The sequence below is a fragment of the Micromonospora sp. WMMD1155 genome (genome assembly GCF_029581275.1).
GTDB lineage: Bacteria > Actinomycetota > Actinomycetes > Mycobacteriales > Micromonosporaceae > Micromonospora.
On record NZ_CP120742.1, the window covers coordinates 3,343,218 to 3,367,108 of the forward strand.

The 23,891-nt window shown below is 73.1% G+C and carries 23 protein-coding genes; 18 read left to right on the forward strand and 5 right to left on the reverse strand.

The annotated features are described in order from the left end of the window. Positions 1 to 21: 21 nt before the first annotated feature. From O7617_RS15295 to O7617_RS15340, 10 genes are all read left to right on the forward strand, one after another. Positions 22 to 822 carry an alpha/beta hydrolase gene (locus O7617_RS15295; protein WP_282264321.1) on the forward strand — a complete coding sequence of 267 codons (801 nt, stop codon included), beginning with the start codon at positions 22 to 24 and terminating at the stop codon, positions 820 to 822. Continuing rightward, positions 815 to 1,390: a TetR/AcrR family transcriptional regulator gene (locus O7617_RS15300; protein WP_282264324.1), complete on the forward strand. Its 576-nt coding sequence runs from the start codon at positions 815 to 817 to the stop codon at positions 1,388 to 1,390. The genes O7617_RS15295 and O7617_RS15300 overlap by 8 nt, the downstream gene beginning before the upstream one ends. Positions 1,391 to 1,468: 78 nt before the next feature. Next, a complete protein-coding gene (locus O7617_RS15305; RefSeq protein WP_282264326.1) occupies positions 1,469 to 2,770 on the forward strand; it encodes a hypothetical protein in 1,302 nt (433 codons plus the stop codon). Positions 2,771 to 2,812: 42 nt separating this feature from the next. Beyond that, complete coding sequence (locus tag O7617_RS15310; RefSeq protein WP_282264328.1) at positions 2,813 to 4,204, forward strand: efflux RND transporter periplasmic adaptor subunit; 1,392 nt, start codon at positions 2,813 to 2,815, stop codon at positions 4,202 to 4,204. Next, positions 4,201 to 5,121: an ABC transporter ATP-binding protein gene (locus tag O7617_RS15315; protein ID WP_282264330.1), complete on the forward strand. Its 921-nt coding sequence runs from the start codon at positions 4,201 to 4,203 to the stop codon at positions 5,119 to 5,121. Before O7617_RS15310 ends, O7617_RS15315 begins: the two co-directional genes overlap by 4 nt. After that, positions 5,118 to 6,302, forward strand: coding sequence for an ABC transporter permease (locus tag O7617_RS15320; protein ID WP_282264333.1), 1,185 nt, complete (start codon positions 5,118 to 5,120; stop codon positions 6,300 to 6,302). The genes O7617_RS15315 and O7617_RS15320 overlap by 4 nt, the downstream gene beginning before the upstream one ends. 213 nt (positions 6,303 to 6,515) lie before the next feature. Continuing rightward, positions 6,516 to 6,725, forward strand: a complete 210-nt coding sequence (locus O7617_RS15325; RefSeq protein WP_007465625.1) for a helix-turn-helix domain-containing protein — start codon at positions 6,516 to 6,518, stop codon at positions 6,723 to 6,725. Positions 6,726 to 6,939: 214 nt separating this feature from the next. Beyond that, positions 6,940 to 7,041: an AURKAIP1/COX24 domain-containing protein gene (locus tag O7617_RS15330; protein ID WP_007465623.1), complete on the forward strand. Its 102-nt coding sequence runs from the start codon at positions 6,940 to 6,942 to the stop codon at positions 7,039 to 7,041. A 171-nt stretch (positions 7,042 to 7,212) separates the two neighbouring features. Further along, complete coding sequence (locus tag O7617_RS15335) at positions 7,213 to 8,289, forward strand: NAD-dependent epimerase/dehydratase family protein (RefSeq protein ID WP_282264335.1); 1,077 nt, start codon at positions 7,213 to 7,215, stop codon at positions 8,287 to 8,289. Between the two features lie 351 nt (positions 8,290 to 8,640). Beyond that, positions 8,641 to 9,498: a lysophospholipid acyltransferase family protein gene (locus tag O7617_RS15340; RefSeq protein WP_282264747.1), complete on the forward strand. Its 858-nt coding sequence runs from the start codon at positions 8,641 to 8,643 to the stop codon at positions 9,496 to 9,498. Positions 9,499 to 9,522: 24 nt separating this feature from the next. Here O7617_RS15340 and O7617_RS15345 read toward each other — a convergent pair whose 3' ends face one another. From O7617_RS15345 to O7617_RS15355, 3 genes are all read right to left on the reverse strand, one after another. Then, on the reverse strand, positions 9,523 to 10,392 hold the full coding sequence (locus O7617_RS15345) for an HAD-IB family hydrolase (RefSeq protein WP_282264336.1): 870 nt from the start codon (positions 10,390 to 10,392) through the stop codon (positions 9,523 to 9,525). A gap of 116 nt (positions 10,393 to 10,508) precedes the next feature. Beyond that, positions 10,509 to 11,384, reverse strand: coding sequence for a DUF5667 domain-containing protein (locus tag O7617_RS15350; protein WP_282264337.1), 876 nt, complete (start codon positions 11,382 to 11,384; stop codon positions 10,509 to 10,511). Between the two features lie 278 nt (positions 11,385 to 11,662). Then, a complete protein-coding gene (locus O7617_RS15355) occupies positions 11,663 to 12,616 on the reverse strand; it encodes an ECF subfamily RNA polymerase sigma factor, BldN family (RefSeq protein WP_282264339.1) in 954 nt (317 codons plus the stop codon). 586 nt (positions 12,617 to 13,202) lie between these two features. Between O7617_RS15355 and O7617_RS15360 the strand changes: the two genes are divergently transcribed. The 3 genes from O7617_RS15360 to O7617_RS15370 are packed head-to-tail and all read left to right on the forward strand — an operon-like array spanning position 13,203 to position 15,755. After that, positions 13,203 to 14,828, forward strand: a complete 1,626-nt coding sequence (locus O7617_RS15360) for an AMP-binding protein (protein ID WP_282264341.1) — start codon at positions 13,203 to 13,205, stop codon at positions 14,826 to 14,828. Then, a complete protein-coding gene (locus tag O7617_RS15365) occupies positions 14,818 to 15,072 on the forward strand; it encodes a glutaredoxin family protein (protein WP_030329740.1) in 255 nt (84 codons plus the stop codon). Before O7617_RS15360 ends, O7617_RS15365 begins: the two co-directional genes overlap by 11 nt. Positions 15,073 to 15,092: 20 nt before the next feature. Further along, complete coding sequence (locus O7617_RS15370; RefSeq protein WP_282264343.1) at positions 15,093 to 15,755, forward strand: HAD hydrolase-like protein; 663 nt, start codon at positions 15,093 to 15,095, stop codon at positions 15,753 to 15,755. On the opposite strand, the gene O7617_RS15375 is transcribed toward O7617_RS15370, so the two are convergent. Then, on the reverse strand, positions 15,736 to 16,389 hold the full coding sequence (locus tag O7617_RS15375; RefSeq protein ID WP_282264345.1) for a response regulator transcription factor: 654 nt from the start codon (positions 16,387 to 16,389) through the stop codon (positions 15,736 to 15,738). The two genes, O7617_RS15370 and O7617_RS15375, sit on opposite strands and share 20 nt — an antisense overlap. A gap of 40 nt (positions 16,390 to 16,429) precedes the next feature. Further along, positions 16,430 to 17,734, reverse strand: coding sequence for a sensor histidine kinase (locus O7617_RS15380; RefSeq protein ID WP_282264346.1), 1,305 nt, complete (start codon positions 17,732 to 17,734; stop codon positions 16,430 to 16,432). A 372-nt stretch (positions 17,735 to 18,106) separates the two neighbouring features. On the opposite strand from O7617_RS15380, the gene O7617_RS15385 reads away from it, so the two are divergent. Genes O7617_RS15385 through hemB form a run of 5 tightly spaced genes read left to right on the forward strand, consistent with a single transcriptional unit; the run spans position 18,107 to position 23,844 of the window. Beyond that, complete coding sequence (locus tag O7617_RS15385) at positions 18,107 to 18,877, forward strand: redox-sensing transcriptional repressor Rex (protein WP_282264347.1); 771 nt, start codon at positions 18,107 to 18,109, stop codon at positions 18,875 to 18,877. Continuing rightward, a complete protein-coding gene (locus O7617_RS15390) occupies positions 18,874 to 20,271 on the forward strand; it encodes a glutamyl-tRNA reductase (protein WP_282264349.1) in 1,398 nt (465 codons plus the stop codon). The genes O7617_RS15385 and O7617_RS15390 overlap by 4 nt, the downstream gene beginning before the upstream one ends. Further along, a complete protein-coding gene (gene hemC / locus O7617_RS15395; protein WP_282264351.1) occupies positions 20,268 to 21,263 on the forward strand; it encodes a hydroxymethylbilane synthase in 996 nt (331 codons plus the stop codon). Before O7617_RS15390 ends, hemC begins: the two co-directional genes overlap by 4 nt. Next, the gene (locus tag O7617_RS15400) at positions 21,260 to 22,840 is read left to right on the forward strand and encodes a uroporphyrinogen-III synthase (RefSeq protein ID WP_282264353.1); all 1,581 of its coding nucleotides are present in this window, start codon (positions 21,260 to 21,262) and stop codon (positions 22,838 to 22,840) included. Before hemC ends, O7617_RS15400 begins: the two co-directional genes overlap by 4 nt. 20 nt (positions 22,841 to 22,860) lie before the next feature. Continuing rightward, positions 22,861 to 23,844 carry a porphobilinogen synthase gene (gene hemB, locus O7617_RS15405; protein ID WP_282264355.1) on the forward strand — a complete coding sequence of 328 codons (984 nt, stop codon included), beginning with the start codon at positions 22,861 to 22,863 and terminating at the stop codon, positions 23,842 to 23,844. Positions 23,845 to 23,891 lie beyond the last annotated feature (47 nt).

Consider the following 23,891-nt stretch of genomic DNA (forward strand, 5'->3'; position numbering starts at 1 on the left):
AAGCAAGTTAGCTTTATGGCTATGACAGCTAGCCAGGTCCGCCGCGACGGCGGACACATCGCGTACGAGGTGCACGGCGAGGGCCCTCTGGTCGTCCTCGCGCACGGCATGGGAGAGAACCGGGCGAGCTACCGGCACCTGGTGCCGCTGCTGGTCGCGGCCGGCCACCGGGTCGCCTCGGTCGACGTCCGGGGTCACGGCGAGTCGAGCGTCGGCTGGCCCACGTACGCCCCGGCGGAGGTCGGCGCGGACCTGCTGGCCGTGGTCCGCGACCTCGACGGCGGTCCGGCCGTGCTGGTCGGCAACTCGTCCAGCGCCGCGGCGGTGGTCTTCGCGGCGACCGACGCGCCCGAACTGGTGGCCGGCATCGTGCAGGTCGGCGCGTTCGTCGGTCAGCCCAAACTCAACCCCTTGGTGCGGATGGCGATGTGGTCCGTGCTGCACAGCCCCCGACTGTTCGGGATGTTCCACAAGACGCTCTTCCCGGTGCACCGGCCCGCCGACGATGACGCGTACCGCCGATCCATGGTCGCCAACCTGCGCGAGCCCGGCCGGATGGCCGCGATGCGCGGCGTGATCGTGCCGGTCGAGCCGCACTGGACCGCCCGCGCCCCGCAGGTGCGGCAGCCGGTGCTGGTGCTGATGGGCGCCAAGGACCCGGACTTCCCCGACCCGGGGGCCGAGGCGCGAGCGGCCCGGCGGCTGTTCCGCACCGCCGAGGCCCGGATGATCGAGGAATCCGGCCACTACCCGCACGCCGACCGACCGCAGCGCATGGCCGACGAGCTGCTCGCCTTCCTGGCGGTGTGCACCGGTGCCTAGGGTCGGTCTCAACCAGCAGACCGTGGTGCGGGAGGCGGCCCGGCTGGCCGACGAGGTCGGCTACCAGCAGCTCACCCTGGCCGCGCTCGCCGGCCGGCTCGGGGTGGCGCTGCCCAGCCTCTACAAGCACGTGCGGGGCGCGGACGCGCTGGCCCAGAAATTGTCCGCGCTGGCCACCGCCGAGTTGGCCACCGCGCTGACCACCGCCGCCGCCGGACGGGCCGGTGGGGACGCGCTGCGGGCGATGGCCGACGCCTACCGCGACTACGCCCACCGGCACCCCGGTCGCTATCCGGCGACCCAGCGGGTGCCCGACCCCACCGACCCGGAGCACGTCGAGGCGGGCGAGCGTGCGGTCGGAGCCATCTTCGCGGTGCTGCGCGGCTACGGGCTCACCGGTGACGACGCCGTGGACGCGACCCGCGCCCTGCGCAGCGCCCTGCACGGCTTCGTCGCCCTGGAGGCCGCGGGTGGTTTCGGCCTGCCCCGCGAACTCGACCGCTCGTACCATCGACTGGTCGCCGCCATGGACATCTCGTTCCGCTCCTGGCCGGCGGCCGACGCGTGAGAGCCGACCGCCGACGCCCGGGACGGGCGGCCCGGGGTGGCCGCACCCCGCACAGGTAATGGTCGTACCCTTCGGCGGGTGACTGACGGGATTGACGAGGTGCAGCAACGGCCGGCACCACGGCGGCTCTGGCCGCTGTGGACGGTGTTCCTGGTGGTCGTCGTGCTGCTGGGCTGCGGCGTGCCGGCGGTGCTCGTCGTCGGGGTGATCCGGGAGAACGGCGCCCGGTCCACGTTCAGCCGCGCCGGCGTCTCGACCGCCGACGATCCCGCCACCGTGGCGGCCCGAGCGCTCGCCGACCGGATGACCGCCCAGCTCAACCGCCAGTCCACCGCGCTACTCGGTGGCGACCGTGCCGGCTTCCTCGCCATCGCCGACCCTGCCGCACACGGTGACCTGCGCCGACGCTTCGCCGCACTACGCGACCTCAAGGTGACCGTGTGGCGGGCCGAACCGAGCGGCCTGCCCGCGCCGATCGTCGGTAAGCCGGGGGAGTGGCGACTCCTGGTGCGCTTCCAGTACTGCTTCGTCGCACCGAACTGCCGCCCCAGCCCGGTGCTCATCGGCACCCGGTGGCGGGAGAACGGCGACCAGCCCCGGCTGGTCGCCGTGGAGGAATCCAAGTCGGTGGAGACCGGCACCCGACCGTGGGAGATCAGCGACCTGGCCGTGGTGGTCGGCGCGCGGACCATCGTCGCCACCACCCCCGCGTTGCGCGGCAAACTGCCCGGCCTGCTCGCGCAGGCCGAGGCGGCGGCCAAGGTCGCTGACGGGTACGCGCTGACCGGGTCGCCGCCGGACCGCTACCGGATCTTCTACGCCGGCCGGACGGAGTGGCAGCGCTGGTACGGCGGCGACCGGCCGGAGTGGACCGGCGGGTACGCGGTCACCGTGGGCGGCGGCCACCACGAGGTGGTGCTCAACGCCGAAGGGCTGTCCAGCAGCGGCACCGACGACCTGCTCCGGCACGAGTTGACCCACGCGGCCTCGTTGCCCGAGCGCGGCTACCCGGGCAAGACGACCTGGTGGCTGGTGGAAGGGCTGGCCGAGCTGGCCGGTGCCGGCGGCCAGGCGGTCGACAGGTACGAGGGCATCGCCGAGGTGCGCACACTGGTCCGGGGCGGTTGGGACGGCCAGTTGGCGGGCGTCAACCCCGCCGACGACGCCCCCGCCGAGCGGGTCGCCGGCAGCTACGGGGTCGGCTACCTCGCCGTGCGGCACCTCGTCGACAGGTACGGGCCGCAGCGGCTGCTCGCCTTCTTCAAGGCGGTGGTGCACGAGCGCGACACCCTCGACGTGGCCGCCGAACAGGCGTTCGGTGAGAAGTGGTCGACGCTGCACGACGAGTGCGTCGCGTACGTCCGCGCCGCCTCCGCCTGACTGTCCCGTCGGCGGTGTGCCGGCCGGTCGTACCATCGATGGGTGCGCCGCCCCCAGTTGCCGCGGCCGGCCGGCACCACGCGGCCCCGCCTGCTCGTCGCCCTGACCGCCGTCGCCGTCCTCACCGCCACCACCGCCGCCTCCTGCGGTGACGACACCCCGGACCTCGCGTTGGCGTCGGCGGCCCGCAACCCGGTCAGCGAGGTGATCGACGCGCCGGCGACGGTGACCGCCCGGGCCGCCGCCACCCTCACCGCCCCCGCCGACGGCACCCTGGCGAGCCTCCGCGTCCAGCCCGGACAGTCGGTGCAGCGTGGCCAGGTTCTCGCCGTGGTCGACTCGCCCTCCGCCCGGCAGCGGCTCCGGCAGGCGAAGGAGGCCCTGGACGCGGCGAAGCGCGCCGGGCGAGGTGTCTCCACGGGTGACCTGACCAGCAGCCGACGCGGCACGGACAAGGCCGCTGACGAGGCGTTCGACGCCGCCCGTGAGGCCGCCGAGAAGATCGCCGACCCGAAGGTGCGCGACGCGCTGCTGACCCAGGTGACGTCCGCCCAGCGGCAGTACACCGCCGCCGCACGCAGCGCCGACCAGGCCGTCCGCGCCGTCCAACGCGGCATCAACGGGCTGAGCTCCGCCGTCGGCGCGCTCTCCGCGGCGCAGCGGCTCCAGGCCCAGCAGGGGTACGACCTGGCGAAGGCGACAGTAGACGCGTTGACCCTGCGCGCTCCGATCGCCGGTGTGGTGCAACCGGGCGGCACCCGGGCCGGCGGCGGCGCGACAGGTGGTCTCGCCGGGCTGTTGGAGCAGGCCGGCGGCGCCCAGGCGGCCGGTCTCGACCCGTCCGTGCTGGCCCCCGACCAGGGCGGGCCACCGGCCGGGGTGGACGACGCGGTGGCGGTCGGCGGTCGGGTCACCGCCGGCACGCCGGTCCTGACGGTCGTCGACACCGGACAGTTGGGGCTGCTCGCCGAGGTCGACGAGACCGACGTCCTGCTGGTCAAGGCCGGCGTGACCGCCACCGTCGAGTTGGACGCCGTCACCGGAGCCAGCTACGACGCCACCGTCCGCTCGGTCGACGTGCTGCCCACCAACTCCGCCCAGGGCGGGGTCACCTACCGGGTACGCCTCGCTCTGGGCGCCGGGAAGCTGGCCGAGGACGAGCCGGCGCCCACGCCCCGCCCCGGCATGAACGCGGTAGTCCACCTGCGCGTACGCGAGGCCGCCGACGCCGTGACCGTTCCCGCCTCGGCGGTGTTCTCGGCCGACGGCCGGGACGCGGTGTGGGTGGTCCGGGACGGCCGGGCCGGCCGGGCGGCGGTGACCGTCGGCGTCCAGGGGGCCGATCTGGTGCAGATCCTCAACGGCGTCCAACCCGGCGACCGGATCGTGGTGCGCGGCTCCGACCAGGTCCGCGACGGCCAGGAGGTGCGGTGACCGGCACCCCGCCGGCGATCGAGGCGGTGGACGTGTCCCGGACGTACCACCTCGACGGGGTCTCCGTCGAGGCGCTGCGCGGGGTGTCGCTGGTGGTGCGACCGGGGGACTACGTGGCCCTGGTCGGCCCGTCCGGCTCGGGCAAGTCCACGCTCATGCACCTGCTCGGTGGGTTGGACCGCCCCACCGGTGGCCGTCTGGTGATCGGCGGGCGGGACGTCAACGCGCTGGCCCCGCCGGAGATGGCCACCCTGCGCAACGAGACGATCGGTTTCGTCTTCCAGGCGTTCCACCTGCTGCCGCGTACCTCGGCGGTGGAGAACGTCGCACTGCCGCTGGTCTACCGGGGTGTGCCGGCCCGGCGGCGGCGGGAACGGGCGGCGGCGATGCTCGCCCGGGTGGGCCTCGGCCACCGGTTGGACCACCGCCCCAACCAGATGTCCGGCGGCGAGCAGCAACGGGTCGCCATCGCCCGCGCGCTGGTCACCGAGCCGACGGTGCTGCTGGCCGACGAACCCACCGGCAATCTGGACAGCGCCACCGGTGCGGCCGTGCTGGAGTTGTTGGAGCGGTTGAACGCGGAGTCGGGTGTGGCCCTGGTGATGGTCACCCACGACCAGGAGGTCGCGGCGCGGGCCCGCCGCCGGATCACCATGCGCGACGGGGTGGTGGTGGCGGACAGCGACGACCCCCGCACCACCCATGATCGACCGCCGTCCGTCCACCACGGTCGACCTGCGACACTGGTCCCCGCTCCCAGCGCGGAGCCCCGGTCCGCGTCCGGAAGCGGCCCGGGGCACCCACCCGGTGGCTCCGGTGGCGCCGCCGGAGCCACCGGGTGCCTTCCGCGCGAGGTCGAGCAGCGCGAGGCAGCCGCGGGTCAGCCCGAGGTCGAGCAGCCCGGCGGCGCGGCGTGAGGGTCGCCGAGGCATGGCGGGTCGCACTGGACGCCCTCCGGGCCAACCGGCTGCGCAGCGCCCTGACCATGCTCGGGGTGATCATCGGGGTGGCCTCGGTGGTCCTGCTGGTGGCCATCGGCACCGGCACCAAACAAACCGTCGAACAGCAGGTCGAGGGCCTCGGCTCCAACCTGCTGCTGGTCGTCCCCGGCCGCATCGAGGTCGGCAACGCGCCGGTGGTGTCGCCGTTGACCCTCAGGGACGTGGACGCCGTCACCCGGGTGGTCGGCGACCCGGACCGGGTGGCGGTCACCGTCGCCTCCGGGGCGACCGCCCGAGCCGGCAACCGCTCCGACTTCACCACCGTGCAGGGGGTGCTGGAGAGCACCCCGGCGGTGTTCACCAGGTCGTTGGCCCGTGGTCGCTATCTCACCGGCACCGACGTGGACACCAGCCGTCGCGTCGCGGTGCTCGGCGACTCGGTGGCCCGCGCGCTGTTCCCCGACCGGGACCCGCTCGGCCAGCAGGTGACACTGGCCGGGGTGCGGTTCCGGGTGATCGGTGTCTTCGCGCCGCTCGGGCAGAGCCTCGGCGTCGACCGGGACGACGAGGTGCACGTACCGGTGACCGCCGCGCAGCGGCTCTGGGGCACCCAACGGGTGGACGGCATCGCGGTGAAGGCGCCCGACCGGGAGCGGATCGACGAGTTGGGCGAGCGGATCGTCGCCGAGCTGAACCGCCGCCACCCCGACACCGAGTTCAGCGCCGTCACCCAACAGCAGATCCTCGGCGTGCTCGGCGACATCCTCGGCGTCCTCACCGGCGTACTGGCCGCCATCGCCGGCATCTCGTTGCTGGTCGGCGGCGTCGGCGTCTCCAACATCATGCTGGTCAGCGTCCGGGAACGGACCCGGGAGATCGGTCTGCGCAAGGCGGTCGGCGCACGCCCCCGCGACATCGGGGTGCAGTTCCTGCTGGAGGCGGTGCTGCTCACCACGATCGGCGGGGTGACCGGGATGGCGGTGGGCGTGGGGACCGCCCTGCTGGTCGACGCCCTGTCGCCGATCCCGGCCGCGATCACCTGGTGGTCGCTGGCACTCGCCTTCGGGGTGTCGGCGGTCGTCGGCATCGTCTTCGGGGTCGTCCCCGCGCAGCGCGCCGGCCGGCTCGACCCGGTGGTGGCGTTGCGCGCCGAGTGACCAGCGGCGCGACGACCGGGACGGCGAGCCCAGACGGGCACGAATCGGGAGCGCGGATCGGGTGAACCGCGAGCAGAAACATGATCAGTTGTACGAAGGGATCGCGCCGGTCACAACCGCCCCGCTACCGTACTGGTAACACGCGCGTCGCCGGCCCGGCCCGGAGCATCCGTCGGGTTGGCACGCGCCGGGCATGGGATGGGTCGGTGAGCCATGGCCGGGTCGCAGTCCGACGGACGGCTGTCGGAGGTCAAGTTCCTGACCGTCGCTGAGGTGGCGACGGTCATGCGGGTGTCGAAGATGACGGTCTATCGCCTGGTGCACAGCGGTGAGCTCACCGCCGTCCGGGTCGGCCGCTCATTCCGGGTGCCCGAGCATGCGGTGCACGAATATCTCCGGGGTGCTTTTCAGGAAACCGCCTGAGCCACCGTCACCCCCTTCCAGCGCCCCCTGAGCGGCATCGACGGGGGCGCGTTGGTCCGGCTGACGCTCTCCGGCTACCCTGGAGCCCGACCGAGACCCCACCGGTGCGCCCCGCCGCCCAGACTGGTCCGGTCCGTTGTCCGCAAGCGGTCGCCGTCGCCACCTGCGTGGTGTCATCCGGTCCGCCCCGCACGTTGTATCGAAAGGCTGTCGTATGGGCTCGGTGGTCAAGAAGCGCCGTAAGCGCATGGCTAAGAAGAAGCACCGCAAGCTGCTGCGCAAGACCCGCGTCCAGCGTCGCCGTCTCGGCAAGTGATCGCCGCCGGGCTTTAACGGACAGGCCGGCGGCGCATGCCGCGCCGGAGCGCCCCCGGCCCATCCGGCCCGGCTTTCGGCGTCACTTGCCCAACAGTCGATCCCCGGAGGCTCAGGTGATCAGGCCGTGGTCGTCCCGGCTCGGTCCTTCCTGCCGGGGTAGGTGCGTCAGATGACCCCCGGTGGCACCTCAGGTGCCCCGGGGGTCGTCGTCGTCACCGGGGTAGGCCGCTACCTGGGTGCCCACGTGGCAGCCCGACTGGCCGCCGACCCCCGGATCGAACGGGTCATCGGGGTGGACGCCCCGGATTCCGGCACCGAGTTCACCGACCTGCTGGACCGGGTCGAGCGGATCCGCCTCGACAGTGACTCGCTCGGTGGCCTCCTCGCCGATCTGGACGTCGACGCGGTGGTCCACCTCGCCCTGGTCAGTGCCCCCGACCAGCAGCACGGTGGCCGGTCGGCGATGAAGGACCAGAACGTCATCGGCACCATGCACCTGCTGGCCGCCTGCCAACGGGCCCCCCGGCTGCGCAAACTCGTGGTCCGCTCGTCGACGGCCGCGTACGGGGTCTCGTTCCGGGACCCGGCGGTCTTCACCGAGGAGACCGAGCCGCGCGAGGTGCCGCGCGGCGGGTTCGGCCGCGACATCCTCGACCTCGAGGGGTACGTCCGCGGGTTCCGCCGCCGTCGGCCCGACGTCACCGCGACGGTGCTGCGCTTCGCGCCGTTCATCGGCTCGACCGCCGACACCACGTTGACCCGCTACTTCGCGCAGCCGTTCGTGCCGACCGTCTTCGGCCGTGACCCCCGTCTGCAGTTCCTGCACTTCGACGACGCGTTGGAGGTGCTGCACCGGTCGATCGTGGAGGACCATCCCGGCACCTACAACGTCGCGGGCCCGGGGGTGCTGTCGCTGTCGCAGGCGATCCGGCGCGCCGGGCGGGTGGCCGTGCCGGTGCTCGAACCGGGTCTCTCCGGTGCCGCCGCACTGGCTCGCACCATGGGTTTCGGGCGTTACGGCCTGGACCAGGTCGACCTGTTCGTGCACGGCCGGGTGGTCGACACCAGCCGGCTGGAGCAGGAGTACGGTTCCACGCCCCGTTCCACAGCCGAGGCGTTCGAGGACTTCATCCGCGCCCACCACGGTGGGGTGGTGGTGACCCGCGACCAGTTGGCCGTCGCCGAGCAACTCGTCCGGAACGGCATCCGGCAGGTCCGCGCGGCAGTACGGGAGCGCAGGCCGTGAGCGCGAGGAGTGAGCCGGGTTTGCGAGCCCCGCAGTCGCGAACCGAGGTGGCACCGTGAGCGCGAGGAGTGAGCCGGGTTTGCGAGCCCCGCAGTCGCGAACCGAGGTGGCACCATGACCGGGCCGACGGAGGGGCGTGACCCGCAGGGGGTCGGGCGTTTCGACGTACCGCAGCAGTCGCCCGCGCCGGACGCGGAGCCGGCGCGGCGGAACGGGCATCGGCCGGTCGCGCGGGTCGCGCCGACCCCGACGTCGCCCGACGACGAGGTCGACACCGCGGCCACCGACGAGCCCGTCGCGGAGTCGGGTGACCCGGCGGGTGCCGGGACGCCGGGTGGCACCGAGCCGGCCGTGGCGGACCGGCCGGGTGATCACTGGGACCGTAAGGTCGCGAACGGTCTGGCGTTCCTGCGCCGACGGCTGTCCGGTGACTACGAGGTCGACGAGTTCGGCTTCGACTCGGAGCTGACCGACGCGGTCTTCCATCCGCTGCTGCGGCTGCTGTATCGGGACTGGTTCCGCACCGAGGTCAGTGGGGTGGAGCATGTGCCGGTCGACGGGCCCGCCCTGGTGGTCGGCAACCACTCGGGGACGGTGGCGCTGGACGCGTTGATCCTCTCGGCGGCGCTGCACGACAAGCACCCGGCGCACCGCTACCTGCGGCTGCTCGGCGCTGACCTGGTGTTCCGGATGCCGGTGGTCTCCGAGATCGCCCGCAAGACCGGTGGCACCGTGGCCTGCAACCCGGACGCGGAGCGGCTGCTCGGCGGGGGTGACCTGGTCGGCGTGTTCCCCGAGGGCTTCAAGGGGATCGGCAAGCTCTACGCCGACCGGTACAAGCTGCAACGGTTCGGGCGGGGTGGTTTCGTCTCGGCGGCGCTGCGCACCGGCACGCCGATCGTGCCGGTCGCCATCGTGGGCGGCGAGGAGATCTACCCGATGCTCGCCGACATCAAGCCGCTGGCGCGGCTGCTCAAGCTGCCCTACTTCCCGGTCACGCCGACCTTCCCGTGGCTCGGGCCGTTGGGCATGGTGCCGCTGCCCAGCAAGTGGCTGATCGAGTTCTGCCCGCCGATCCCCACCGCCCACCTGACCGACTCGGCGGACGACCCGCTGGTGGTGTTCAACCTCGCCGACCAGGTGCGGGAGACCATCCAGCAGACCGTGCACACACTGCTGGAGCGACGGCCCGACCCGTTCGGCCCCTGAGTGGGCGCGGCGGCGTGGCGTGCGTCAGCCGCCGCGGCGGCGTCGTTGCAGGGCCAGGCCGGCGGTGACCGCGCCGACGACCAGTCCGGCTGCCGCGGTCGACGGCACGGCGATCTTCACCGCCCGACGGCCGGTGCGGAAGTCCCGCACCTCCCACCCGTGTCGGCGGGCCTGCCGCAGCAGGCTGCCGTCCGGGTTGACGGCCACCGCCCTGCCCACCGCGGAGAGCAGCGGCAGGTCGTTGGCGGAGTCGCTGTAGGCGGCGCAGCGGGTCAGGTCGAGCCCCTCCACCGCGGCGAGCTGGGTGACCGCCTCGGCCTTCGCCGGCCCGTGCATGAGGTCACCCACCAACCGCCCGGTGTACGCCCCGTCCACCACCTCGGCCACCGTGCCGATCGCACCGGTGAGGCCGAGCCGGGCGGCGATCACCCGGCCGATCTCCACCGGGGCGGCACTGACCAGCCACACCCGCTGCCCGGAGTCCAGGTGGCGTTGGGCGAGTCGGTGGGTGCCGGCCCAGATCCGGGGAGCCATCATCTCGTCGAAGATCTCCTCCGCGAGGTGCTCCACCTCGTGGACCCGCCAACCCTGGACGAAGGCCAGCGCGGCCTCCTTCGCCAGTGACATGTCACCTGCGTGCTCCCGGGCCAGCAGCCGGAACCGGAGCTGCTGCCAGGCGAATCGGGCCAGGTCACCGGTGGTGAGGTAGTTGCGGGAGGCGAGCCCACGGGCGAACCAGTAGATGGACGCGCCCTGCATCATCGTGTTGTCCACGTCGAAGAACGCCGCGGCCGTCGAGTCCGGCGCGGTGGCCGGGGCCAGGTCGGTCTCCGCCCAGCCCGCAGTGTGCCCCTCGGCGTCGGTGCTGACCGTCACCTTACGGCTGCGCGCCACGCGACTTCCTTCCTCACCGGTACGACGGATGCCTCTGCGAGGGTATCCGGCGCAGACGGTCGACCGGCCGAGCACACAGCGAACTGTGGCGCGGCCGGTCGGACGTGCGGTATAGGTCAGCGGGACCCGGGGCAGGTCTTCGGGTCGGGCCCGAGGGTGTCGCTGGCGGTCGGGGCGGGAAGGCCACAGGCGATTGCCGCGCGCAGCGAATCCGAACGTTCCCGGATGCTGTCCAGCAGGAGCAGCGACCGCTGGGTGCGTTCCCGTTCGGCGCGGGTGGTCCCGTCGAGCAGGCCGCTCACCGCCCGACGTTGGCCGGAGACGAAGGTGTTGAGGGTGTCCAGGCTGCCCGGGTCGGCACGTTGCACCGCAGCGGAGGTGAGCAGGCGGACACCCTGCCGGGTGTCGGCGTCCATGTCGTCGAGGACGGCGCTGTAGCCGATCCGGTCGCCGCGCAGTTTGGCGGCTTCGCCGAGTCTGGTCCGGGCGAAGTCCAGGAAGAGTTGGCCGCGGCTGATGTCCGAGCTGGCCAGCGCGAGCTGGGCGCGTTCGGTCGAGCGCTTCATGCCGTACAGCGCGTCGCCGGGCACCGCGTTCTCACTGGCGGCGGAGATGCCGGAGACGGCGATGGCGCCGGCGGCGATGCCGACGAGGATCGCGCCCCGCGCTCGGGCCCGCCGCGCGGTGACCGCCGGTAGCAGCCGTCCGCGTGTCGTCGTGGTGGCCGGTTCGCCGGCCGCCGGTGTCGCGCCCAGCCCGTCCCGTTCGGCGGTAGCGAGCAGCATCGCCCGCAGGCCGGTCCGGAACTCCGGGTTCACCTCGACAGCCGGGGGGTCGACGCTGAGCCGCTGACCCACCGCGACGAGTGGCGCGAGTCGGCCGTCCACCCGGGATCGCACGTGGTGCCGCCGAGCGCCGTTGGCCTCGTCGAGAAGCTGCGCGAAGCGCTCGGCGCGCCGGCGGGAGAAGAGGATGTCGTCCACCGCAGGCACCTCCTCTCGCTGGTCACGGCCGGTCGGCCGCCGTCGTTACCGGCGACCGGGCGGCAGTGTGACACCACGGAGGTGAGGTGCCGCCGGCGTGCCGGTGGGACCTCGGTGCCCGGGCCTGCCGGGACATCCACCGGTCGCACCCGGAGAAACGCGGCGGACCAGGCACGGGTTACGGGCCAGGCGGGGCGGAAATTACAGAAAGTGATGGTCGTCACCAGGTCGCATCGGCTCTGAGCTGGGCAGATGGTGATCGACATCCATCGGTGTCTGGAAACAATCTACGGTTGGAAGCCGTCTGGGAGGAGTCGGGCCAGGGCGCGAACGGCTCGGTACTGGAGGGCCTTGATGGCACCCTCGTTCTTGCCCATGGCACGGGCCGTCTCGGCCACCGAGAAGCCCTGGAGGAAGCGGAGCACGATGCACTCCTGCTGCTCCGGGTTGAGTTGCTTCACGGCGGTGAGGAGCGCGACGTTGGTGATGTGCTCCACCACCGCGGCCTCCGGGCTGCCCTCCGGACCCCGGTCCTCCCGGTCGGCGTCGAGCACGTCGCCGGTGGTGACCTCCAGGCGGTAGCGGCCCGACTTGAAGTGGTCGGCGACCAGGTTGCGGGCGATCGTCACCAGCCAGGCGCCGAGGTCACGACCCTGCCAGGTGAAGCTGCCGATCCGCTTGAGCGCGCGCAGGAAGGTGTCCGAGGTGAGGTCCTCGGCGAGCTGGCGGTTGCCGACCCGGAAGTAGACGAACCGGAAGACGGTGTCCACGTACCGGTCGTAGATCAGGCCGAACGCCTCGGAATCGCCGGACTGGGCCCGCTCGATCAACGTCCAGACCTCGGTGGCCGGGTCGGACGGGTCCGGGCGGCTCGGGAAGCCGGTCGGGGTGGTAACGGGTTCGGCCGGCACCGCCGGAATGACAGCCGTCTCGCCCGCCGCCGGGTCGGTGGCCACCGCCGGTGTGTCGCTCACCCGTCGACCCTGCGCGGGCAGCGGCCGGGGAGGTGCGCCGACCCGACCCCCGGGCGACTTGGCGTTACCGCCGGGCACCGCCGGTCTCGGCGTGGGTTCGTTGTGGTGTGGGCGGCTGCGGATCCGGTGCGCCGCGCCGTCGCCCCGCACGGCGGTGCCGTGTGGATCGTCCAGCGGGGAACGGGCCGTGGGCCGCTCGTTGACGTGGGAGCGCGCCGGCTGACCGGTCAGGCCGAGCGGGCGTTCCGCGTAACCGAAGGTGGTCACCGTGTCGCCTCCGCCCCGGTGGTCGTCGGACGGGTCGGTCTGTGGGTCGTCGGGGCGGGCCGACCGGGCTCCCGGTCGGGCAGGACGGTCGCGGGGGTTGCCGGCGGACGGCAATTCCCCTGGAGGTGCTGGTCCAATGCGCTCACAGGCACGGGGGCCTCCTCGGGCTGAGGGGTGTCGACTCACGGCAAATGGGGTGACCCGACCCGAGTGATGATAGGGCCAACGTCACCCGCGCGTGGCAAGTCCGTTACACAAGGCGGAAGTATTTCCCGCTCCGTCGCACCAATGCCGGACCGGTTGTCCGTCGTGTGCGTTTGACTTTCCGTTCACGCGCTGTTCCAGGATGGATTGCCAGCTAGCGGGCTTGATGGACGTTCGGTCGGCGCGCCGCGCCGGGTGGCCGTCCGGGTGCGGCCGAAGCGCTTGTGGACGCCGTCGCCCGTCCCACCGACAGGACCTGATCGGCCCGCCGGTGGCACACCGCGCAGTCCCGTCGGTGGGACTCTCGCGGCGCCGTCGCCCACGCGCGGGGCCGGCCGTCGGGCGTGGCCTGTCGTCGCCCGCTGTGCCAGACTCGATCACCGTGCAGGACGTCTCGGTAAACCCCGCGCCGAACCTCGCCGACCGGGTTCGTCAGGCGGCTCACGGCCGCGCGGACGGGGCCGCGCTGCACTGGCGCGACCAGACACTCAGCTGGTCCGACCTGGACGTCGCGGTGGACGCCGCCGCGCGTGGCCTGTCGACCGCCGCGCCACCCGCCCACCCCGGCGACACACCGCCACGCGTCGCGATCGCGCTGCCGAACACCGTCGACTTCGTGGTCGCCTGGCTCGGCGCCCTGCGCGCGGGACTGGTCGCCGTGCCGGTCAACCCCGGCCTCACCGCACCGGAGTTGCGGCACGTGTTGTCCGACTCCGGCGCGTCGGTGCTCGTCGCCACCGACCGGGTCCGAGGTCTGGTCGCCGACCTGACCGGCGACCTGCCCGCGCTGGTCGCCGTGCACGGCACACCGCCGACAGCCGAGACGCCCGGTCCGACCCGCCCACTCCGAGGCGGCACCGACCTGGCCGTACTCCTCTACACCTCCGGCACCGAGGGGCGGCCCAAGGGGGCGATGCTCTCGCACCGGGCGCTGCTGGCCAACCTCGAGCAGGTCGACGGGATCGAACCGCCGGTGGTCGGGCCCGCGGACACCGTGCTGCTCGCGTTGCCGCTCTTCCACGCGTACGGGCTCAACTCGGGGCTCGGCGCGGTCATCCACCACGGCGCGACCGGAGTGCTGCTCGACGAGCTGGGCCCGACCGCGGGGCTGGACGAGATCGCCCGGCACCGGGTCACCGTGCTGGTCGGCGTACCGTCGATGTTCTCGACCTGGGCCGATGCCCCCACGGTCCGGGCGGCGACCGCGTCGGTGCGGGTGGCGGTCTGCGGCGCGGCGCCGCTGGAACCCCCGGTCGCGGCGCGCTTCACCGAGGCCACCGGGCATCGGGTGCACATCGGGTACGGCCTGACCGAGACCGCGCCGGTGCTCACCTCCACCCTGGTGGGTGGTGTGGCCAAGGCCGGCTCGATCGGCCGGCCGCTGCCCGGGGTGGGGTTACGCCTCATCGGCGCCGACGGGGTGGACCTCTGGCTCGACGGGCTCGCCGTCCCCGACGACGACCCGGACGAGCTGGACCTCTCCGACGTGACGCCGGGCACCGACCCGGGGCAGATCGTCGTGCGCGGCCCCAACCTCTTCGACGGCTACTGGCCCGACCGGCGGGGTGGGCCCGACGCCGACGGCTGGTGGGGCACCGGGGACATCGCCTACGCCGACGAGGACGGGGACCTCTTCCTGGTCGACCGGCTGGGCGAGCTGATCCTGGTCAACGGGTTCAACGTCTATCCGCACGAGGTCGAACTCGTGCTCAGCGGGCATCCCGGGGTGGCCGAGTCGGCGGTACTGGGTGTGCCGCACCCGCGGACCGGCGAGACTGTGCGGGCGTACGTGGTGCCGAAGCCGGGGCGACCGGTGACCGGTGAGGAGTTGCTCGCCCACTGCGCACGGAACCTGGCCCGGTTCAAGTGCCCGACCGCCGTCGAGATCGTCGACGCCCTGCCCCACTCGGCGATCGGCAAGGTACGCAAGACCCAGCTCCGGTCGGCGGCTCCGGCCGGCCCGCCCGCACCCGCCGACACCCGCACGGAGGTAACCGATGGCCACTGACGCCCGGCTCGCCCTGATCACCCGACCCGGCTGCCACCTCTGCGACGACGCCAAGGCGGCGCTCGACCGGGTGGTGGCGGTCACCGGCGACAAGTGGGTCGAGTGGGACGTCACCGGCGACGAGGGCCTGGAACGGGAGTACGGGGACCGGCTGCCGGTGGTGATGCTCGACGGCAAGGAGCACGGCTACTGGCGGGTCGAGGAGGACCGGCTGCTGCGGGACCTGACCACGCCACAGCTCTGAGGGGTGCCTAGGGTGCTCTGATGACCCCTGCGCACCCGCACCTCGTCTGGGACTGGAACGGCACCCTGCTCAACGACCTCAGCCTGGTGGTGTCCGCCACCAACGTCGTGTTCGCCAGCCTCGGCGGGCCGACCGTCACCCCCGACGAGCACCGGGTGCGGTTCCGCCGCCCGATCGCCGAGTACTACGCCGAGGTGCTCGGGCAGGCCGTGGACGCCGACGAGTTCGGCCGCCTGGACCGGATCTTCCACGACGCGTACCGCACCGGGTTGACGACCTGTGAGCTGGCCGCCGACGCCCGCACCGCGATGGCCGCCTGGCCCGGCAGCCAGAGTCTGCTCTCCATGTGGTTCCACGAGGAACTGGTGCCGACCGTGCACACCTACGGGCTGACCGGTCAGTTCACCCGGGTCGACGGGCTGCGGGCCACGGTCGGCGGCGACCGGAAGGCCGAGTCGCTCAAACTGCACCTGGCCGAGCTGGGTGTGGACGGCGCCTCCGTGGTGCTGATCGGCGACTCCATCGACGACGCGGACGCGGCGACCGCGGTCGGCGGCCGGGCGGTGCTCTACACCGGCGGGTTCACCGACCCGGCCCGGCTGCGCGCCTCCGGCCACCCGGTGGCCGACACCCTCACCGACGCGGTGGCCCTGGCCCGGCAGGTCAGTTCCGCAGATAGGTGAGGACGGCCAGCACCCGACGGTGCTGCTCGGTGTCCGGCGGCAGGGTGAGCTTGGTGAAGATGTTGCGCACGTGCTTCTCCACCGCCCCGTCGCTGACCACGAGCGCGCGGGCGATGGCGGTGTTCGAACGCCCCTCCGCCATCAGCGCCAGCACCTCCCGCTCACGCGGGGTCAGCTCGCTCAGCGGGTCGTCGCGGCGACGCCGGGCGAAGAGCTGACCCACCACCTCCGGGTCGAGCACCGTGCCGCCGGCCGCCACCCTGCGCAACGCGTCCAGGAACTCGTCGATCGCGGCGACCCGGTCCTTGAGCAGGTAACCGATCCCACCACCGGAGCCACCGGTGGTGGCGAGCAGATCGTCGGCGTACGAGACCTCGACGTACTGGGAGAGCACCAGGATCGGGGTACGCGGCACCAGCCGGCGGGCCTCCACCGCCGCGCGCAGCCCCTCGTCGGTGTGTGACGGCGGCATCCGGACGTCGACGATCGACACGTCGGGCTGGTGCTCCACCACCGCCTCGACCAGCGCGTCGCCGTCCCCGACGGCGGCCACCACCTGGTGCCCGCTCTCGGTCAGCAGCCGGACCAGCCCCTCGCGGAGCAGGACGGCGTCGTCGGCGATCACGATGCGCATGGCTGTGTTGTCTACCACGTCGGGGCCGCCTTTCGGTGGTTCACAGCGGCAGGCCGGCGCGGACCTCGGTGGGGCCGCCGCTCGGGCTGACCACGGTCAGCTCACCACCGGCGGCCCGTACCCGGTCGGCGATCCCGGCCAGACCGTGCCCCTTGGCGAGGTGCGCGCCGCCCTGCCCGTCGTCGCCCACCCGCACTTGCAGGTGGGAGCCGTGCCGGGCGACGGCCACGGTGGCCTCGGTGGCCCGGGCGTGCTTGGCGACGTTCGTCAGCGCCTCGGCCACCACGAAGTACGCGGTGTTCTCCACCGCCGGGTCGAGCCGCCCGGCCGGGGTGCCGAGCTGCGGATCCACCTGTAGCTCGATCGGGATCAACCCACGGGCGGCGATGGCGGCCAGGGCGCTGGGCAGGCCCCTGTCGACCAGGATCGGCGGGGCGATGCCCCGGGACAGCGCCCGCAGCTCGGCCAGCGTGTCCCGGGTCTGGCTGACCGCCTCGTCGATGGTCCGACCGGCTGCCTCCGGGTCGGAGGCGAGCTGCAACCGGGCCCGGCTGAGGTCCATCGCCAGTCGGACCAGTCGCTGCTGGGGGCCGTCGTGGATGTCGCGTTCCAACCGGCGCAACGCGGACGCCTCGGCGGACACGGCGGCCCGCTTCTGCTCCTCCAGCACGGTGATCCGGTCCCGCATCTCGGCCACCCCGGTCAGCATGGCCCTGGCGAAGCTGGCCTGCAGCAGCGCGCAGCCCCGGACCACGATCGGCAGGGTGATCAGGAAGAACACCCCGAGCGCGGTGTTCAGGCCGATCCGGGCGGTGGTCGAGTCGCCCAGGCCGAGCAGTTGGGCCAGATTCTGGTCGCCCTCCCCGGACGGGTGGGGAATGGCCCAGTCGTAGGCCCAGTAGAGGGAGCCGGCGATCGCGAGGGCCCACCAGACCATGGTCACCACGAAGGTGCCGACCGCCGCGATCAGTCGCAGGATGCCGTGCGCCAGGTCGAGCCAGGACTGGGCGTCCCGCATCGGCACGAAGATCCGCCGCCAGGCGTTCGCCCCCGCCTCGGGCAGCCGGTAGTGCGGCCGGATCCGCGGCTGGCGGAGCACCGCGGGCAGCCGGAGCCGCTCGACGTCGGCCAGCGCGCGGGCCGCGTACAGGGTGCCGCTGAGGATCGGCAGGCCGATCACCGTGACCACCAGGCCGACGCCGACCGAGAGGCCGACGATGAGGACGACGAAGCTGGCCAGTGCCAGGGGCAGGCCGAGCAGTACGTACCCGGAGTCGACGAAGAGTTGGCGGGGGATGCTCGGTGCCGGCGTCGGCGGGTCGCTGGTGGCGGCAACGGTGGTCATGCCCCAAAGGCTAGGCAGCCGGGCCTCCCGTCCCCATCCCGAAGCCCCGCCTCTCCGCCGTAGTGCTGCCCCTACCACCTGCGGGACGACCCCTGGACGGCCCGGCGCGGGATTGGTCAGAGAAGTCGGGATTGAGCAATAATCGCCCGGGCGGCGCGCGCGGAAGACCCGTCGGATCGATCTTGCGGAATGGAGGTGCTGGTGAGGTTGCGTCACGCAGCGGCAAGATCGCGATTTGTGCACGTCTTCACAAGCGCCTACGCTGTGACTCCGACGCGCCCTGCTAGCACAGCCGGCAACCTCGGTCGTCAGCGGGAGTCCACAAACGGCCGACCAGCGGAGTTGGCCGAGGATCGCACCGCACGGAGTCTCATGAGTCAGCACCGTCACCCAGGCGCGCCCGGCCGCGCCGGTGCCGTACCAGCGCTCCCGGACCTGCCTGAGGCGACCGTCGCTCGGCTGCCGGAATACCTGCGCGCGCTGCACAACCTCGCCGAGACAGGGCACGAGACGGTCTCCAGCGAGGGCCTCTCCGCCGCCGCCGGGGTCAACTCCGCGAAGCTCCGCAAGGACCTGTCCCACCTCGGCTCGTACGGCACCCGGGGCGTCGGCTACGACGTCGCGCTCCTGATCGAGCAGATCGAGTATGTGCTCGGGCTCACCCAACGACGGGCCGTCGCCCTGGTCGGCGTGGGTAATCTCGGTCACGCTCTGGCCGGCTACGACGGCTTCGCCAGCCGAGGCTTCCGGATCGCCGCACTGCTCGACGCCGATCCCTCCCGGGTCGGCGAGGAGATCAACGGCCTGGTGGTCAGGCATGTCGACGACCTGCCCACGGTCGCCGCCGAGGAAGCCCTCGCGATCGGCGTGATCGCCACCCCGGCCGCCGCCGCCCAGCAGGTCGCCGACCAACTGGTCGCCGTCGGCGTGACGAGCATCCTCAACTTCGCGCCGTGCGTACTCTCGGTTCCGGAGGGGGTCGACGTGCGCAAGGTCGACCTCGCCATCGAGCTGCAGATTCTGTCCTTCCACGAGCACCGCAAGGCGTCGCTGACCGCGCTGCCCGCCACCGGCGGGTCCGCTCTCACCGCCCTGCCGGGCGGGTTCGCGGCCACCGACACCCAGGAGGCGATCGGCACGTGAAACTGCTCGTCGTCGGCGCGTCCTACCGGACCGCCCCGGTCGCCACGCTGGAGCAGCTGGCCGTGCCCCCGGCCGACCTGACCCGCACCCTGGACCGCCTGATCGCCCTGCCGTACGTCTCCGAGGCGGTGATCGTCTCCACCTGCAACCGGGTGGAGGTGTACGCCGCGGTGTCCGGTTTCCACGGCGGGCTCGGCGACGTCTGCGCCGTCCTGGCCGAACAGGCCGGCAGCCCTCCGGCGGCGCTCGCCAGCCACCTGTACGTGCACTACGACAACGCCGCCGTGGACCACGTCTTCCGCGTCGCCACCGGCCTGGACTCGATGGTGGTCGGCGAGGCGCAGATCCTCGGGCAGTTGCGCGACGCGTACCACTGGGCGACCGGTGCCGACTCGGCCGGCCGCCTGCTGCACGAGCTGATGCAGCAGGCGCTGCGGGTCGGCAAGCGGGCCCACGCCGAGACCGGCATCGACCGGGCCGGCCAGAGCGTCGTCACCGCCGCGCTGGAGTTGGCCGCCGGATACCTCGACGGCGACCTCGTCGGCCGCCCGGCCCTGGTGGTCGGTGCCGGCGCGATGGGCTCGCTCGGAGTGGCCACCCTGTCCCGGCTGGGCGCCGGGCCGCTCACCGTCAGCAACCGGGGCGCCGACCGGGCCGTCCGGCTCGCCGAGTCGTACGGGGCGAGTGCCGCACCGATGGCCGAGCTGGCCGACACTCTCTCCACAGTGGACATCGTAGTGGCCGCCACCGCGTCCACCGAACCGGTCCTCACCCGGTCGGTGGTCAGCGCGGCGCTGGCCGAACGGGACCCGGCCCGGGGCCCGCTGGTCCTGCTCGACCTGGCCGTTCCACGCGACGTCGAGGAGGGCGTCGCCGAGCTGCCCGGCGTCGAGGTGATCGACATCGACCGGATGGCCGCACTGCTCGCCGACGGCCCCGCCGCCGCCGACGCCGCCGCCGTCGAGCGCATCGTGCTGAGCGAGGTGGAGGGTTTCCTCACCTGGCTGCGCGGCGCCGACGTGGCACCCACCGTGGCCGCGCTGCGCGGTCGCGCCGACGACGTCGTCACCGCCGAGCTGCGCCGACTCGCCCAGCGTCGCCCCGACCTCGGCGACGACCTGCGAGCCGAGGTGGCCCGCACGGTGCACCGGGTCGTGCAGCGACTGCTGCACCAGCCCACCGTCAAGGTCCGCCAGTTGGCCGCCGAGCCCGGCGGCGACCAGTACGCGGCCCTGCTGCGCGAACTGTTCGACCTCGAAGTCCCGCAGACCTCGCCGGTGGACACCGTCCCCGACGTCCTCACGCCCGACCTGGGCCTGCCGATGCCCGGCACCGCCCCGATGCCCATCGCCGACGCCGCCGAGCCGACCCCGCCCACCGGAGGTGCGCGATGACCGCCCCCCTGCGCCTCGGCACCCGGGGCAGCGCCTTGGCGATGGCCCAGTCCGGCCAGATCGCCGAAGCGTTGACCGCCGCCACCGGCCGCCCGGTCGAGCTGGTCGAGGTCGTCACGGCCGGCGACCGCTCCACCGCGCCGGTGCACCGGCTCGGCGTCGGGGTGTTCGTCTCCGCGCTGCGCGACGCGCTGGCCGCCAGGACGATCGACTTCGCGGTGCACTCGTACAAGGACCTGCCCACGGCTGCCGCCGCCGGGCTGCACATCGCGGCGGTGCCGGCCCGGCAGGACCCGCGCGACGCGCTGATCGCCCGCGGCGGTCGGACGCTCGCCGAGTTGCCGCCCGGAGCCACCGTGGGCACCGGCGCGTTGCGCCGCATCGCCCAACTGCACGCGCTCGGTCTGCAACTCGAGGTCACCCCGATCCGCGGCAACGTGGACACCCGCCTGGCGCGGGTGCTCGGCCCCGACGCCGACCTGGACGCCGTCGTCCTGGCCCGAGCCGGGCTGGCCCGACTCGGCCGGGTCGACGTGATCACCGAGACGCTGGACCCGATGCTCATGCTGCCCGCGCCCGCCCAGGGCGCGTTGGCAGTGGAGTGCCGGGCCGACGACCAGGACCTGGTCGAGCTGCTCGCGGTGCTCGACCACGCACCGTCGCGTGCCGCGGTCACCGCGGAACGCGCGTTTCTGGCAACCCTGGAGGCCGGGTGCAGCGCACCCGTCGCCGCCTATGCCATCCTCGCCGAAGGCGAGCCAGTCGGCTCTGCCGCCGAAGGCGATGTTGTCAATGAGATCTACCTGCGCGGGGCGGTGATCAGCCCGGACGGCACTCGTGACCTCCGGCTTTCCCGCACCGGAACGCCCGCCGACGCGGCGGAGATCGGTAAGGCACTCGCCGCCGAACTCCTCGACCTCGGCGCCGACTCGATCCTCGGCCACGAAGGACACACCGGCCCGGGGACCCAGCAATTTGGGAGCACAGAATGACCCGCACCCGTAAGCCCGTCGGCCGTATCGCGTTCGTCGGGGCTGGCCCCGGTGACCCGGGCCTGCTGACCCGTCGGGCGCACGACGCCCTGGTCGACGCCGACCAGGTGATCTACGACCGGGGTGTCCCGGAGTCGTTGCTCGCCGTCGTCCGCGCCGAAGCCAGGGACGACGCCGAGTTCACCCCCGCCGAAGGCGTGCCGGGGGACGTGGCGAAGGTGCTGATCTCCGCTGCCCGTTCCGGGCTGAACGCGGTGCACCTGGTCGCTGGTGACCCGTTCGGCCACGACTCGGTGGTCAAGGAGGTGCAGGCCGTGGCCCGCACCGCTGCCCACTTCGAGGTCGTGCCCGGCGTCGGTCAGGCCGAGGGTGTGGCCACCTACGCCGGTGTTCCGCTGCCGGGTGTGCGTACGGCCGCCGACGTCGAGGACGTCAGCGCACTGGACTTCGAGGCGCTGGCCACGGCCGTCGGCCGGGGTTCGCTCGCGCTCGCCGTGGACGCCGGTGACCTCGCCGCCGTCCGCGACGGGCTGCTCGCCGCCGGGGTCGACGGCACCACCGGAGTCGGTGTGACCGGCGACGGCACCGGCGAGACCCAGTACACGACCACGTCGACCGTGGACAGCTTCGTGGCCGCTGCGCTCGGCTTCACCGGCCGGGTGGTGCTCACCGTCGGTGTCGGGGTGGGCCAGCGCGACAAGCTGAGCTGGTGGGAGAACCGCCCGCTGTACGGCTGGAAGGTGCTCGTCCCCCGCACCAAGGAGCAGGCCGGCGCGATGAGCGCCCGACTGCGCGCGTACGGGGCGATCCCGTGCGAGGTGCCGACCATCGCGGTCGAGCCGCCGCGTACTCCGGCGCAGATGGAGCGGGCCGTCAAGGGCCTGGTCGACGGCCGGTACGCCTGGGTGATCTTCACGTCGGTCAACGCGGTCCGCGCGGTCTGGGAGAAGTTCGCCGAGCACGGCCTGGACGCCCGGCACTTCGGTGGCGTCAAGATCGCCTGCATCGGTGAGGCCACCGCGGACGCGGTCCGCGCGTTCGGCATCCAGCCGGAGCTGATCCCCGCCGGGGAGCAGTCCTCCGAGGGGTTGCTGGCCGAGTTCTCCCCGCACGACGAAATCCTCGACCCGGTGGGCCGGGTGCTGCTGCCGCGCGCCGACATCGCCACCGAGACGCTCGCCGCCGGGCTCACCGAGCGCGGCTGGGAGGTCGACGACGTGACGGCGTACCGGACGGTGCGGGCCGCGCCGCCGCCCGCCGAGATCCGGGACGCGATCAAGTCGGGCGGGTTCGACGCCGTGCTCTTCACCTCGTCCTCCACCGTGCGCAACCTGGTCGGCATCGCCGGGAAGCCACACGCCCGGACGGTTGTTGCCGTCATCGGGCCCAAGACGGCGGAGACCGCGACGGAGTTCGGCCTGCGGGTCGACGTCCAGCCGCCGCACGCCTCGGTGCCCGACCTGGTGGAGGCGCTCGCCGCCTACGCCGTCGAGCTGCGCGAGAAGTTGGCCGCCATGCCGGCCAAGCAGCGCCGCGGCTCCAAGGTGCAGGGCCCGACCGCCCTGCGCTTCCGGTAGTCGTTCGAGGAGGCCCTTCCATGTCGTACCCCGAGATCCGGCCCCGCCGGCTGCGCCGCACCCCGGCGATCCGCCGGCTGGTCTCCGAGACCCGGGTCGACCCGGCCGAGCTGGTCGTGCCGATGTTCGTCAAGGAAGGGCTGCGCGAGCCCCGGGCGATCGGGTCGCTCCCGGGAGTGCTCCAGCACTCCCGGGACTCGCTGCGCAAGGCAGCGGTCGAGGCCGTCCAGGCCGGTGTAGGCGGGATCATGCTCTTCGGTGTGCCGGAGCAGCGCGACCCGACCGGCTCCGGCGGCATCGACCCGAACGGCATCCTCAACGTCGCCATCCGCGACGTGGTCGCCGAGGTGGGCGACGCCACGGTGGTGATGAGCGACCTGTGCCTGGACGAGTTCACCTCGCACGGGCACTGCGGGCTGCTCACCCCCGACGGTGAGGTCGACAACGACTCCACCCTCGCCGCGTACGCCGAGATGGCGGTGGCCCAGGCCGCCGCCGGGGTCGGCATGGTCGGGCCGTCCGGGATGATGGACGGTCAGGTCGGCGTGGTGCGCCGGGCGCTCGACGCCGCCGGGCACCAGGATGTGGCGGTGCTGGCGTACGCCGCCAAGTACGCCTCCGCCTTCTACGGCCCGTTCCGCGAGGCGGTCGAGTCGGCGCTGGAGGGCGACCGGCGCACCTACCAGCAGGACCCGGCCAACCTGCGTGAGTCGCTGCGCGAGGTCGCGCTCGACGTGGCCGAGGGCGCCGACCTGGTGATGGTCAAGCCGGCGCTGCCCTACCTCGACGTGGTGTCGGCGGTGCGGGCCACCGTGGACGTGCCGGTCGCCGCCTACCAGGTTTCCGGCGAGTACGCGATGGTCGAGGCCGCCGCCGCGAACGGCTGGATCGACCGGGAGCGCGTCATGCTGGAGACGCTCACCTCGATCAAGCGGGCCGGCGCGCAGGTCATCCTCACCTACTGGGCGGTCGAGGCCGCCAACCTGCTCCGCCAGCGCTACTGACCCCGGGCGGGCCTGTCCCCTCGGCCGGCGCCGTGCCGGCTGCGCCG

Coding starts and splice junctions, on each gene's coding strand:
- O7617_RS15295 (WP_282264321.1), top strand. CDS start 22: ATGACAGCTAGCCAGGTCCGCCGCGACGGCGGACACATCGCGTACGAG.
- O7617_RS15325 (WP_007465625.1), top strand. CDS start 6,516: ATGGCCGGGTCGCAGTCCGACGGACGGCTGTCGGAGGTCAAGTTCCTG.
- O7617_RS15330 (WP_007465623.1), top strand. CDS start 6,940: ATGGGCTCGGTGGTCAAGAAGCGCCGTAAGCGCATGGCTAAGAAGAAG.
- O7617_RS15335 (WP_282264335.1), top strand. CDS start 7,213: ATGACCCCCGGTGGCACCTCAGGTGCCCCGGGGGTCGTCGTCGTCACC.
- O7617_RS15365 (WP_030329740.1), top strand. CDS start 14,818: ATGGCCACTGACGCCCGGCTCGCCCTGATCACCCGACCCGGCTGCCAC.
- O7617_RS15370 (WP_282264343.1), top strand. CDS start 15,093: ATGACCCCTGCGCACCCGCACCTCGTCTGGGACTGGAACGGCACCCTG.
- O7617_RS15375 (WP_282264345.1), bottom strand. CDS start 16,389: ATGCGCATCGTGATCGCCGACGACGCCGTCCTGCTCCGCGAGGGGCTG.
- O7617_RS15380 (WP_282264346.1), bottom strand. CDS start 17,734: ATGACCACCGTTGCCGCCACCAGCGACCCGCCGACGCCGGCACCGAGC.
- O7617_RS15385 (WP_282264347.1), top strand. CDS start 18,107: ATGAGTCAGCACCGTCACCCAGGCGCGCCCGGCCGCGCCGGTGCCGTA.
- hemC (WP_282264351.1), top strand. CDS start 20,268: ATGACCGCCCCCCTGCGCCTCGGCACCCGGGGCAGCGCCTTGGCGATG.
- O7617_RS15400 (WP_282264353.1), top strand. CDS start 21,260: ATGACCCGCACCCGTAAGCCCGTCGGCCGTATCGCGTTCGTCGGGGCT.
- hemB (WP_282264355.1), top strand. CDS start 22,861: ATGTCGTACCCCGAGATCCGGCCCCGCCGGCTGCGCCGCACCCCGGCG.